The organism is Neobacillus soli NBRC 102451 (genome assembly GCF_001591665.1).
In the GTDB taxonomy this organism is placed as follows: Bacteria; Bacillota; Bacilli; order Bacillales; family Cytobacillaceae; genus Neobacillus; species Neobacillus soli.
In genome coordinates this window covers 58205-72297 of sequence record NZ_BCVI01000053.1, presented here as the reverse complement: position 1 = coordinate 72297, position 14093 = coordinate 58205, and the positions used below count along the sequence as shown (strand labels likewise).

Annotated in this window: 13 protein-coding genes; all 13 read right to left on the bottom strand. The window is 31.5% G+C overall.

All coding sequences use genetic code 11. The features are described 5' to 3' along the window. Nucleotides 1-10: 10 nt before the first annotated feature. The 13 genes from BSO02S_RS18300 to BSO02S_RS18240 all read right to left on the bottom strand — a co-directional run bounded on the left by BSO02S_RS18300 (nt 11) and on the right by BSO02S_RS18240 (nt 14080). A complete protein-coding gene (locus BSO02S_RS18300) occupies nt 11-1330 on the bottom strand; it encodes a UDP-glucose dehydrogenase family protein (RefSeq protein ID WP_066070696.1) in 1320 nt (439 codons plus the stop codon). Between the two features lie 553 nt (nt 1331-1883). Beyond that, complete coding sequence (locus BSO02S_RS18295; protein WP_066070693.1) at nt 1884-3341, bottom strand: flippase; 1458 nt, start codon at nt 3339-3341, stop codon at nt 1884-1886. After that, nucleotides 3331-4500 (bottom strand): glycosyltransferase family 4 protein, encoded by a 1170-nt coding sequence (locus BSO02S_RS18290; RefSeq protein WP_066070689.1) that lies wholly within the window; start codon nt 4498-4500, stop codon nt 3331-3333. The genes BSO02S_RS18295 and BSO02S_RS18290 overlap by 11 nt, the downstream gene beginning before the upstream one ends. Then, entirely contained in the window at nt 4457-5107 is a 651-nt protein-coding gene (locus BSO02S_RS18285; protein WP_066070686.1) for an acyltransferase, read from the bottom strand. The genes BSO02S_RS18290 and BSO02S_RS18285 overlap by 44 nt, the downstream gene beginning before the upstream one ends. Beyond that, nucleotides 5097-6314 carry an O-antigen ligase family protein gene (locus tag BSO02S_RS18280; protein ID WP_066070683.1) on the bottom strand — a complete coding sequence of 406 codons (1218 nt, stop codon included), beginning with the start codon at nt 6312-6314 and terminating at the stop codon, nt 5097-5099. Before BSO02S_RS18280 ends, BSO02S_RS18285 begins: the two co-directional genes overlap by 11 nt. 123 nt (nt 6315-6437) lie before the next feature. Beyond that, nucleotides 6438-7358, bottom strand: coding sequence for an alpha-1,2-fucosyltransferase (locus tag BSO02S_RS18275; protein ID WP_066070680.1), 921 nt, complete (start codon nt 7356-7358; stop codon nt 6438-6440). Next, nucleotides 7345-8400, bottom strand: a complete 1056-nt coding sequence (locus BSO02S_RS18270; RefSeq protein WP_066070677.1) for a glycosyltransferase family 2 protein — start codon at nt 8398-8400, stop codon at nt 7345-7347. The genes BSO02S_RS18275 and BSO02S_RS18270 overlap by 14 nt, the downstream gene beginning before the upstream one ends. Next, complete coding sequence (locus BSO02S_RS18265; protein ID WP_066070674.1) at nt 8397-9305, bottom strand: glycosyltransferase family 2 protein; 909 nt, start codon at nt 9303-9305, stop codon at nt 8397-8399. The genes BSO02S_RS18270 and BSO02S_RS18265 overlap by 4 nt, the downstream gene beginning before the upstream one ends. Nucleotides 9306-9362: 57 nt before the next feature. Then, nucleotides 9363-9914 (bottom strand): acyltransferase, encoded by a 552-nt coding sequence (locus tag BSO02S_RS18260; protein WP_066070671.1) that lies wholly within the window; start codon nt 9912-9914, stop codon nt 9363-9365. A 14-nt stretch (nt 9915-9928) separates the two neighbouring features. Continuing rightward, the gene (locus tag BSO02S_RS18255; protein WP_235846960.1) at nt 9929-11194 is read right to left on the bottom strand and encodes a glycosyltransferase family 4 protein; all 1266 of its coding nucleotides are present in this window, start codon (nt 11192-11194) and stop codon (nt 9929-9931) included. 148 nt (nt 11195-11342) lie between these two features. After that, nucleotides 11343-12422, bottom strand: coding sequence for a GDP-mannose 4,6-dehydratase (gene gmd, locus BSO02S_RS18250; RefSeq protein ID WP_066070668.1), 1080 nt, complete (start codon nt 12420-12422; stop codon nt 11343-11345). An 18-nt stretch (nt 12423-12440) separates the two neighbouring features. Next, nucleotides 12441-13382, bottom strand: coding sequence for a GDP-L-fucose synthase (gene fcl / locus BSO02S_RS18245; protein WP_066070761.1), 942 nt, complete (start codon nt 13380-13382; stop codon nt 12441-12443). A 20-nt stretch (nt 13383-13402) separates the two neighbouring features. Next, nucleotides 13403-14080 (bottom strand): sugar transferase, encoded by a 678-nt coding sequence (locus BSO02S_RS18240; protein WP_066070665.1) that lies wholly within the window; start codon nt 14078-14080, stop codon nt 13403-13405. Nucleotides 14081-14093: the final 13 nt, after the last annotated feature.

Sequence of the window (14093 nt, the reverse complement as noted above, 5' to 3'; positions counted from 1 at the left end):
GAGCTAACTATTATACCAGAGAGACCTCCAAATTATAAATGGTTTCTCTACCAATTGAATCATAAGTAATATTTGCGTTTTTAACACTTGTCAAATCATAGCAGTTTCTACCGTCAAGGACGATTGGAGTTTTCATTAACTTACTATATTTTGATAGATCAAAGTCTTTAACCTCGTCCCATTCAGTAAAGATAAAGCATACATCCGCATCCGTGATTGTATCTTCAATGGTGTTGCAGTAAGTAATTTCATCAGGGTATCTTTTCTTGAAATTCTCTACTCCCACAGGATCCCACGCTTTAACATTCGCTCCATCCTCAAGCATAATCGGGATATTTACTAGAGTCGGTGCTTCTCTTAAATCATCTGTTCCAGGCTTAAAGGTTAACCCTAGGACAGCTACATTCAAACCATTGAAACTATCAAAATACTTACGAGACTTTTTTATTAATTTTAGCTTTTGATTTTCGTTTACATCAATAGCTGCCTTAACCGTTTTTAACTCGTTATCATGGAAATTTGCAAGCCAGTGCAATGCTTTAGTATCCTTAGGAAAACAAGAGCCACCATAACCAATTCCTGCATTTAGGAAACGATCCCCTATCCGCTTATCAAAACCCATACCGAGAGTGACATCTTCTATATCTGCTCCAATAATTTCACAAAGGTTTGCTATCTCATTAATAAATGAGATTTTTAGTGCGAGAAAATCATTGGATGCATACTTGATCATCTCGGCACTTTTCCTATTTGTAACAACAATTGGTGCATTAAAATCCTTGTAGACCTCTTTTAAAACTTCACCTGCAAATTGTTCTTCGACACCTATGACAATTCTTGAAGCATGAAGAGTATCTCCTACAGCAGTACCTTGTGCCAAAAACTCCGGATTAGAAGCTACATATACATTAACATCATGTACCAATCTAGATATAATCATTTCTTCAATTTTATCATTTGTACCTATTGGTACGGTTGATTTAACAACTACTACACAGTCTTTCTCAATACTTTCAGCAATTTGTTCAGCTACTCCATATACATAGCTTAAATTAGCCGAACCATCCTGTTTTTCTGGAGTTCCAACACCTATGAAAATAACATCTGCATCTTTATAGGCTGCTTTATAATCAGTTGTAAAATTCAATCGATCTAAATTTTTTACTAACAATTCTTCAAGGCCAGGTTCATAAATAGGGGATATACCTGCCTTCATTAATGCTATTTTTTTATCATCTATATCTACACAAGAAATGGAATGTCCATGTTCAGCAAGACATACCCCTGTTACTAAGCCAACATATCCTGTTCCTGCCACCGCAATTTTCAAGTTTATTCCCCCTAAGTAATTTTAGATCTATTCTATAACTAAATTCAAAAACATTAATTAATATGAATAAGTAGTATCTAGAAGTAGCGAGAATATAGAACTCAGCAAGATTAACTGTTTTTATCAGTCCTCATAAACGCTGTTTTATTACCTATCGATTTCTAATTATTAAAACTTTATGGACCTGTTAAGATTTAATAAATACAACAAAAGAATATTAATCCATCAGAAAGCGTTACATGTATTGATATATACCTTCCAAAAAAAAACAGGCCACAATTGACCTGATTACTTTGAAATTATACAAGTGGATATCATCTAAAATAAAACTTCTCTTTAAATTCAATATAGAGAATCCCTTTTAACCTATTTTTTCACTAAAATTATTTTAGCCAACATTAATAGTAACAAATTATTTAACATTATTCTATATGATACAGTTTCCATTCTTTAACATATATTCATTTTAGTATGGAAAATATAAAAGTACAGGTAATAATGGTATCACAACTTCTCCTAACTTCCATCCTAGAATGAAGTTTATTAATTTATATTAATAATTTTTCAATTTACCTTTAAAATAGTTAATTAAAACCAATATATCTTCGTCTTTTTTAAGTACCATGATTATTAACAAACAAATTAAATAAAACATAGCTCCTATTATAATTTCAATTGCAACAGATAATGGTCCTCCTTGAAACGTGTTACCAATTACCCTTAATAGTATATACATCATGAATCCAATTATTTGGAAAACAAATGAATCTTTGATAAGACTCTTAATATTAATTTGATTTTTTACAGCATATGTTTGATAAATACACACCGTTGCCTCTGCTAAAACTGTACTAATAGCAGCACCAACTGCTCCTATTTTTTGAATTAATATAAAATTAGATATCAAGTTTACAATTGCCCCCAATATTACTGAAACAATATATACATTATCTTTTTTATAAGGTATTAAGTACTGTGTTCTAATAACATTAGCCCATGAAATAAACACGACAGTAAAAGATAAAATTTGAATAATTAATATACTCTTTATAAATTCCTTACCAAAAAACCAAGGTACAAATTCTTTTGCTATTCCAGAAATACCAAATGCCAAAGCCCATGCCAAAAACATAACAAACTTCATAGATTTTCTTAAGTATTTTGATACTTGATCATCTTTTTTTTGTACAAGTAAATTGGATATTTTCGGTAACATTACAGTCCCTAATGCCGTAATTACCCCTAGTGGTATACCAATAATTTTCACTGCACTTTCAAAATAACCATTTTCAGCAATACTATCAGCAATTGCTCCTAACATTATTTTATCCATTACAGTATATAGGCTTATAGCAATAACTGGAATAAACAATATTAAATTAGGGGCTATATGTTTCTTTACTTCATACCATTTAGGAAATACTAATTTTACATATTTACGTAAAAATACCCATAAAGCAACTTGACTAACTAGGTTTCCAGAAGATAATAGCAATAAATATATCCATAAATCATTAGCATCCTTAACTAAACAAAAAATAAAAATTACAAATATTACTTTTATAAAAGCAGTTCTTGTGACAGTCAATTTAAATTTCTCAATGCCAAAGAAAAACCAATTTATATCAAATAATGCTGAAACAACATTTATAATCATTATTAAACTTAAATACTTATTCCCATTTGAAAGGAAATTAACATATATGATGTACAATATAATAATGAATAATGCTGAAAAAAGTTGAATACAGTAAATACTAGAAAAAGTTCGATTTAACTTTTCTTGATTATCCCTAACCATTGCTATTGTTCTATTACCGTAATTATTCAATCCAAGCATAGCAAATAAAATAAAATAATTAGCTATTGAACCAATATATGAAGCAACGCCGACTCCTTCAACGCCCAATGTTCTTGATATATACGGGGTCGTAATAATTGGTAATGCAACAATTAGTAACTGATTTAACACATTATACAAGTAATTCAACTTAATATTTTCAGTTTTCATTTTTATTTCTCAGCAATTCTTCATATAAACTAAATGTCTCTTCTGCATTTTTAACCGAATCAAACTTTTCTTTTGCAAAATCATACGCATTTTTCCCCATATATTGTCTTAATTCTAAATCTTCGCCTAAATTTAAACATTTATTAGTAAAGTCAGCAAAATTTGTATAATCAAATAATTCCCCAGTAATTCCAGGCTTAATTAATTCATTTACCCCCCCTATATTAGAACCAATTGAAGGAATTCCCATAGAAGCGCCTTCTATTATCGCTCTTGAAAAATGAGGTTCAATAAATGGACAAACCATTACATCAGCCGATGATATTACATTGGGAATATCATCTCTAAAAGGTATAATCCTAATATTTTCTGATAGTTTGGCTAGCTTTCGCACTCGTTCTGTATAAGTACTCTTATCATTACTATCATCACCAACAATAACAAAAAAATAATTTGGATGGTCTTTAGTTACTTTTACAGCTTCCTCTATAAGCTCAAATGTTCCATTACTTCTAGCAATTCTTGCTAAATACAAAAAAATGATTTGATCGTTCTTGATATTTAATTCTTTACGCAAAATATTAGATGCTATTGTTGGATTATAAACATTGAAATCAACAAAGTTATATATAACTTTACAATTTTTATTATTTGGTTTCATACTATCTAAATCATTTTGATCTATTGCAACATATGCATCTGCGTATTTTTGGTTCATTTTTCTTAATATTTCACCAAATATATTTTTTAATAGAGGCTCTCTAATGTGAACAATCACAGGTACAAACGGTAGTACTTTTTTAGCAGCCTTTGCACCCATGAATAATGAAGACGAATTCAAATGAATTAAATCCGGTTTAATTTTTTTAATATAATGTTTAATTTTAAAATAAGTAGGATATGCACCAATAATATTTCTAACAAAGATATCAAGATCCATTCCTGAAACTGTGCTTCCATGAAATGGGCGCATTTTTTTATCTAATATTACTTTTGCTCCAACTGATTCAAACAACTTAATGTTATTTTCATCATACATACATAAAACTATAGGTTTATACTTTTCCTTGTCTAATTTTTGAATAAGGAATGCAAGACTTCTAGGTGCTCCACCTTCACTCTGTCCGTGATGCACATATAATATTTTCTTTTTTTTCATTATTCTTGTCTCCAATTTTTCTTATAAACTTAGCTGGATTACCTGCCCATATCTCATAATCAGGAATAGATCTTGTAACAACTGATCCTGCACCAACTATTGACTTTTCACCGATTATTACACCTTTAAGGATAATACTATAGGCTCCTATGAAGGCACTTTCCTTTATCACTACTGGGCTTTTTTTAGCATAAATTGTATCAGGTTTATCTTTTCGCTTTCTATAATCCAATGAATGAAAATCCGTATCGTAAATTTTACATCCATTACCGATTAAAACATTATCCTCAATAATAATACTTTGAAATGCTACTAATGACGAGTTACTAATACCACAATTTTTACCTATACTTATGTTTGCATTTTTGCCCATAAAAAAAGTGGTTTTATTACTATCCCCAACAGGATTATACCTAATTCCAGAATTTATTATTGTATTATCTTTAATTGTTAAAGTACCCGGTCCATATATTCCTACAAGTCCGTTGCAGATAACATTGTCTTCTACAGCCACTTTTTTTAAATAAAACAATAACTTATTTACTACATTTATAATATATATTTGGGAATTCTTAATAAAAGTAAACAAAAAATTATTAATCTTCATTTCTTACCTCATTAATTTTTTTAAAATAGGGCATTTCACAAATAGCTAACATTATTATAAAGTAAATCAAGCCATATTTATTATCAAAGGAATTAATATAAGTAATACCAACCAAATTTTTAATAATAAAAAATAATATCAGAAATCCTACATATATCCTTTTATTTTTAAGATAGATTGAAAACAATTTTTTATAAAACAAAATAATCCAAATTAACCCAACAATTCCCGTTTTGAACAGAAACGCCAAAGTTCCAATATCCTCCATATAGTAATAGTATTGAGTTGTTCCATATATTAATTCTTTTAGTTCAAATTTATCTCCTAAAATTCCAATACCCAATAACCAATGATCCAATAAAATATCCCAATAATATTTAATTGCATCTAGTCTCACACCGACATTCCCAGTATTTTCATTTACTTCAAAGAAAATATTTTGAATTATTTTTTGTATAAAACCAGTTTGAATAATCAAAATAACCCCAACTAAAATCACTAAAAACATAGTAGTAATCTTTAATATATTTTTCTCTGAAATTATCCTCTTCATAATGATAAGAACAATGCAAATTACGAAGATCATTATTGTTCCACGAGATTGATTGTAAACAATTACATAGTATGTCATTAAAAAAGCAATAATCAACTTTTGAAATGAAAATTTATATATTATATCAACATAAATAAAAGTTAGTACTTGGCTTAGAATATATGAACCCATTATTCTTAAACCATTTCTCATACTATACGTCAAATCTAAGAACACTATTTTAGAGTATAATATTCCTTGAATCATTAATAAAACAGTAATAAATGTACCAATAAAGACCAAAATTTCCTTAACGTAAAATGCATATTTTTTATTAACATTGCTTCTCATGGCATCAACAAATGCAAAATACCATCCATACATAAAGATATAATGGGTTCCGTATATTCCCTCATAAAATGATTGGCTATAGTATATACAACCTATCATTATTCCATAAAATTCAACAATCATCAAAGATATAATCAGAAATTTAAATGTATAAGGTTTTTTTACAATATCACCAAATTTAAAAAGGAAAATAAGCAATCCTGTTATTGATAGTAAAAATGAAGTATTTAGTTTAGTCATATAAATAAAATTTTCCTGAAGTAATACAACTAATAGAACCATTGAAAATAATATTAATTTCTTTTTACCAATAATAATATCCACTTTTTCCCTCCCTTAAAAATTATATAAATTTAAATGGTATGAGTTTATATATTTTTCTTCAAGGAATCATATTTGAACACATGCTTATTTATTGTATAAAATGGATTTATATTAAACCTAAAACTAAACATCAATAATTTTCCATTGTTCCATATAAACATCTGATGCATCTAAATTCATCCGTGTCCACTTTGAAGGAGCTACTACAATTTTATTTTTATTAAATGATAAATATTGAGCCCACCAACTATAAGAACTATTTGATAGGATAAAATTCTTGCAATGATACATTAACCGCAAATCTTCATAATCACAATTATTGAGATCAACATACTCTACGTCAACTTCCAATTTATAATTCATTTTAATCCATTCAATATCTTCATGACTATTTGAGAATACAAAAAATTTTGCTGCAGGCTTGTGTAATTTTATATAATTCACAGCAGATTTATAATAATCCTCATCACAGATTAAAAGTGCATCTTTCCACTGATTTGAAGTATAATCCCCTCTTCTTATGTGTACACACACAGATTCTGAGTTTTCAATCACTTCAAGCAACCCTTTATTCTTACTATTTATTATTTTATTGTCACTTACTCGCAACTCTTTTACTACTATATCTTTATATTCATAAAAGTATTTTTCTGATTGAAAATAACCATCAACATATTTCAAAGGTCCTTTTTTTATTGGTATATTAAAATACTTGTAAATATCTCTCGAAACAGTAAGACCTTTTTCTGCAAGATATTTAATATTTTCAAATCCTAGTAACCCATTTTTTTCGGGTGCCTTTTTTTCGTACGATAGTAATTTGATTTTAAAATAATATCCCACTATCTTTTCTATAAAAGGATTCAAACATTTTAATTCTTTGACATTCAAATTCTGTAATGACAATGTTCGTCCAGCAGTCTCTCTTTTTATATAGAATTGACTAAACCTTATTTTTTCACCATATTTTTCTCGAAGTACTATAGCATATGCATATTGAAACATTTGATTTCCTAAACCACCACGAATATTAACAATGAACATTTTTCTTTCCTCTCATCCAAATTATTTTCCGTAATTTTTCTTTGAAATAAAAGAGAAAACCAATTATTGCTGGTTTTTTTGTTCTGAAAATATAAAAATAAATTTGATTTAATTTGTTTTTAGGCCCTTTACCTGTTGCGACATAATAAAAAGCATTAACATGCTTATCTTCAATTAAATATGATTTTATTTCATTAATTTTCTCTTTCCACCTATATGGTGTTCCTTGTAAAAACAAATTGTTAACAAATAAAATACACTTTTCCAATTCAATATCCATATGTTTTGAATAATACGCAATTTCATACTCCGGATAATATTTAAAAACTCTTTTTAATGTATCGGAATATGTTTCAAGTGTAGCCTTCATATTATGAGCGTATCTCTTCGAAAGAGATGTTGGATTAATATTCTCTATATAATAATTGACTTCAGGCACCCCAGCCACTATACCAACATGACACAAGTATTGATGTACAAACTCCATATCTTCACCAATAGACATAATTTCTTTAAAAAGTATATTATTATTTTTTATTATTTCTGCTTTAAACAACTTTCCGCATGAACTACCTAAATACATATTATAAATACATTTTCCAATTTCTTCTGTACTTTTTGCAATAATATGACAAGATAGCTGGTCGAATTTCATGAATTTTGTATTATTCTGTTCAACCAAATTGCAACAAACTAAATCCGCATTATTAGTTATTCCCACTTTATATATTGCACATAGTAGATCACTATCAATATGGTCATCCGAATCGAGAAAGAATAAATATTTTCCTGTTGCATAATTTATTCCAGAATTGCGCGCACTAGATACACCGCCATTTTTTTTATTAATAATTGTAATTCGTGAATCATCTAATGCAATTTCATTAACAATATTTAGTGAATTATCTGTTGAACCATCATTCACAATTATTATTTCAATATCCTTAAATGTCTGTTTTTGTACACTGTTAATACAATACTTAATGGTTTTTTCGGAGTTGTAAATAGGTATAATAACAGAAACCTTTTTTTCCAACATCATTTAAGATCCCCTTGTGGTTTCATTTTCCTATCAAACTTCTCACATTCATACATCTTTGCATCGACTAAGAAGCGATACCAATATGCTTGTAAAAAATGGTATATCCTACCTTCTGTTCCATCAAGAAACCCAAGTTTAATGTAATATCTATAAATGAAATAAATATGAGCCCTGGCGAATTTTGGTAATTTATAAAAACCATTGTTTTTAACTATTCGTTTCACCTTTGCTTGTTTGGTGGATTCACCATTTTCAAGTAATGCAACTTCGTTCTTAAATTCCTTACCAACAGTTATTTGATAATCAAGCACTTCCCTGTTACTATACCAGTTATGCTTATTAGTCCACCAATCCAAATCCTTTGTATTGTTATCTATCAAATCATTCTTAAACTTTACTGTCAGTCCTTCAGTTAATATCATGTGTTCATCCATAACTTTTTGTTCACACATGGCCTTCCCCGTTCGGAAAATCCTAAGCAACAGTTCTGGATATCGTCCACCATGCTTAATCCAACGGCCCATAAAATAAACCCTTCTACGAAGAATTACACCATTTACGTCTGACTTTACATTAGGGAGTTCAGAAAGAATCTCCTTAACCAAATCTTCCATTAGCTCTTCATCCGCATCCATACGCATGGACCATTCCGAAGTAATGTTGGTCTGGGTTAATCCCCAATTAAGTTGTGTTGCATAATCAATCCATTTATTTTGATAGAAATCAAGTTTGCTTCCAATCATTTGCAGTTCAGAATCTAATTTTTCACATAGTAGTTCTGTCCCATCCGTGCTAAAACTATCTACGATAACAAACCGCTTGGCAATGCCTTGAAACGACTCTATACATTTTCTTAAATTCTTTTCTTCATTCTTTGTTAGAATGACAACTGTTAAATCTACCATATTATCTCCTATTATCAGCTATTACTAGCAATTTCCTATAAAATTAGAACAACATTTCTAAAGCTTCTTAATAACCTTAGCGGGATTTCCGGCAATAACACTGTTCTCCTCGAACTTACCGCTAACCACTGCACCTGCGCCTACAACGCAGCCATCACCCAGTACTGTACCTTTCAAAATCAAAGCGTTACATCCGATAAAGCAATTCTTCCCAATCACGATAGGCTTGGTGCCTATCTTCTCTTTAATATCGGCATTTCTTGCCTCAATTTCAAGTGGATGAAAATCATTATCTAAAATCTTTGCGTTACCACCAATATTTGTGTTCTCACCTATTGTGATAGATTTTCTAGCGTAAATCGTTGCCCCAGAAATACCCACATTATTTCCAATGTGAATTTCAGACCCTGAAGTTCTTGTTACAATGATAGTACGTTGATACAATCCAACCAAATTAGATAAGAAGGAGGAATTAATAGTAACATTATCGCCTATCGTAAGCTTTGCTCCAGAGTTATTAAAGATAACCGGTACACCTTTTAACAATAGATTCTTTCCATATTCAACTTTTGTTGCTTTCATTAATAACTTAAACCAGCTACTTTTCATATATAAACCTCGTCTTAACAGGATAATATCTCTTTAATATACTTCTTCACTGATACATCTTTCGTAAGATACTTAACTAAATATTCTCTTCCACTCGTACTCATTTCAGTAAATGTGATGGTTCCTTTCTCGTTAAGAAATCTTTCAATCGCGGCTTCAACCTCATCGTAATTGCCTGGCTCAGTTACATAGCCACTTTTTGTTTCTTCAATAATCAAACGTGCTTCGGAACCTTCGTCCAATACACCTAGTATCGGTTTACCTGCAGCAAGGATTCCATAGAGTTTACTAGGAACGGAAACACCCTTAATACCTTTAGCATTTATGCACCAATGTACATCACCAGCATTCAAGCTGTAAACTAGATCAGATTTTTCCTGATATGGGATGAAAATCACATTGTTAAGTGTGTGTTTTTCCTTATAGAGAACAAGCTTTTCTCGAACAGTACCTTCACCTACAAATGCAAAAACTACATCGTCTCTACTTTTGAATTTCTTAATGACACGCATTATATTCTCAAGATCATAATAAAGACCTATGTTACCGGAATACATAATGATGAACTTATTTTCCAATCCATATTTCTTTTTGAAAGATATCACTTTTTCATTATCGGAAGGCAGTGGATAGATTTCTTTCTCGTCTATCCAGTTATTAATGAACACATGATTTGGAACCTTTTTATTTTTGAATCTATCTTTCAAAGTTGCAACCATATCGCGACCAACAACAATTACTTTGTCAGCGCGTTTGCAGCTAAATTTATCGAACCACATCATCGCATTTAGAATAAACTTATTCTTGCTATATCCAACAGCCATGGTCTGCTCCGGATTAAAGTCCTGAATATTGTAAATGTACTTGGCATGTTTCATCCATTTTCCCCAAACTCCAATCAGACCTCCAAGAATAGGCGGTTGAGAAATGGAATACACATAATCCATTTTTCCAACCTTAAAAGTTGCAATCATAGCTCCAAAGAAGTAGCCTAAGATATTTTTAACTCTACTAATTTTGTTACTCTTAGAGAATTCAGGCACACGAATTCGGATAATCTTTACACCATTGATTTCTTCTTTATAAAATAACTTTGTTTTGTACTCTTCAGCAATCTTTCCTGTATAAGACGGAACAACGCAAATTACTGTTATATCAAAAGCATGAAGCATTCCTTCTGCCAGTTCTTTTAGAATCTGACCTGTGGAAGCAACATCCGGAATATAATAATGAGCAAATATTAAAAGCTTTTTCTTTTCAGTTTTCATCTTTTCAACCATGTAGTACCTCTCAATCCGTTGAAGCTACACACGTATGCATAGGTGCAATTTTGAACCAGCCTCTATATATATTTTCCATTATGGGAACTCATCAATTTAAAACAGAAATGAGGTAGATAATTTACCTACCTCAAACCAAATGAACATATTAATCAAACATTTTCTTAACTTTATCTTCTTTTTCAACTTTCATCATATCTGCTTGAACCATAATACGAACTAACTCTTCAAAAGAAGTTTTTGTAGGATTCCAACCTAATAAAGTTTTTGACTTCGTTGGATCTCCTAATAATTGTTCTACCTCAGCAGGACGGAAGAATTTAGGATCAACTTCAACAATAACTTCACCTGTAGCTTTGTTAACACCCTTTTCTTCCACACCTTTGCCTGTCCATTCAATCTCTATACCCACATGTTTGAATGAGAGTTCAACAAATTCACGAACAGTATGCATTTCACCAGTAGCTATTACAAAGTCCTCTGGTTTTTCATGTTGAAGGATTAACCACATACATTCAACATAATCCTTAGCATAACCCCAATCACGTAAAGAGTCTAAGTTACCTAACATTAGTCTCTTTTGTTTCCCTTGTGCAATCCGAGCTGCTGCAAGTGTAATTTTACGAGTAACAAAAGTTTCACCACGACGCTCTGATTCATGGTTAAATAGAATACCGTTTACTGCAAACATATCATATGATTCACGATAGTTTTTTGTAATCCAGAAACCATAGATCTTGGCAACACCGTAAGGTGAGCGTGGATAAAAAGGAGTTGTTTCTTTTTGCGGAACCTCTTGTACTTTACCAAATAGTTCAGATGTTGAAGCTTGGTACACACGAGTCTTCTCTGTTAATCCTAAGATTCGTACAGCTTCAAGGATATTTAATGTACCTTTTGCATCTACATCTAATGTATAACCAGGCATATCAAAGGAAACCCGAACATGGGACTGTGCTGCTAGGTTGTAGATTTCATCTGGCTGAATTTCACCAATTATTTTTGTAATGTTTAATGCATCTGTTACATCCCCAAAATGAAGATGGAAGTTGCTATTATTTATTAGCGCATTTGCTTCTTCTTCCGTTAGGAGATCCTCTAAACGTTCTTGGTTATAGGAAGAACTACGACGAATAACCCCGTGTACCTCATATCCCTTTTCTAATAGAAGCTCTGCTAAATAAGAACCATCTTGTCCAGTTACACCCGTAATTAATGCCTTTTTCATTTTGTCCTCCGATATATGTTAATTTACTTTTGTTAGTTGGTTATCAAGAAACCATTGATAGGCTTTCTTTAAGCCTACTTCTAATGAAGTCGTGGCTTTCCAACCTAAAGAATTAAGCTTGGTTACATCGACTAATTTCCTTGGTGTTCCATCTGGTTTTGTCGTATCAAACTGGATTTCACCAGTGAACCCAACCACTTCTTTAATTTTTTCTGCTAATTCTTTAATTGGTAGGTCTTCACCGACACCGATATTCACGATTTCATTACCGGAATAATTGTCTATTAGGTAGACACAAGCATCAGCAAGATCATCTGAATATAAGAATTCACGTTTAGGTGTTCCTGTTCCCCAAACTTCTACAAATGGAGCATTAGTTTCCTTCGCTTCATGGAATTTGCGAATTAGTGCTGGTAACACATGGGATGTATGAAGATCAAAGTTATCATTTTCCCCATATAAATTGGTCGGCATCACTGAAATATATTCTGTACCATATTGACGATTGTATGATTGACACATTTTAATTCCGGCAATTTTTGCAATCGCATAAGCATCATTTGTTGGCTCTAGCTCACCGGTTAAAAGGTACTCTTCTTTTAATGGCTGTGGAGCTAGTTTTGGATAGATGCAGGTGCTGCCTAGGAATAATAGTTTCTTGACATCATTCCGATAAGCAGCATCAATGATATTTGTTTGAATTAATAAATTGTCACGGATAAAGTCTGCTGGATATTCGTTGTTAGCCACAATCCCGCCAACCTTTGCTGCAGCTAGAAAGACAAAATCAGGTTTTTCTTCTGCAAAGAAATGGTCAACTGATGTTTTATCCCTTAAATCCAATTCTTTACTGGTGCGATATACAAGGTTAGTATATCCCTTTTCTTGAAGTTTTCTTACAATCGCAGAACCAACAAGACCGCGGTGTCCTGCTACATATATTTTGGAGTCTGTATTCATCATTTAGTTTTACCTCTTTTCTAGAATGCATCTTTCGATCCGAATAATAAGAGGACCGTTTTTAAAATTACTTTTATATCATAAAGGAAGGAGCGTTCACGGATGTATTGAAGGTCTAATTTCACCATTTCATCGAACCCAAGACTATTTCTCCCGCTCACTTGCCATAGTCCTGTACATCCTGGTGTGACCAGCAAACGCTGCTTATCGTAATGGGAATAAACAGCTACTTCCCGAGGAAGCGGTGGACGCGGGCCCACTAAACTCATATCCCCTTTTAGGACATTGAAAAGCTGCGGTAATTCGTCAATACTTGTCTTTCTGATAAACTTCCCCACTCTAGTAATCCGAGGATCTTCTTTCATTTTAAACATCGCACCGGAAATCTCGTTATACTTTAACAGGTCTTGTAATTTTTCCTCTGCATTTGACACCATCGAACGGAATTTATACATTTTAAATTCCCTTCCGTTTAATCCGACACGCTTTTGCGAGAAAAATATTTTCCCCTTAGGGTCTTCGATTTTGATTAAAATGCCGATAACAATAAATAGAAGACTTAAAAAAATGATTCCACATGAAGCACCGATGATATCGAATAACCTTTTGGAAACTAAATACAGTTTTCCGTTTTTTGCCCGAACAAGTGTATTCTGTTTTTCTAAATACGTAACATCTTGATTTGCTAAATCACGCAACCTGGAACCCTTC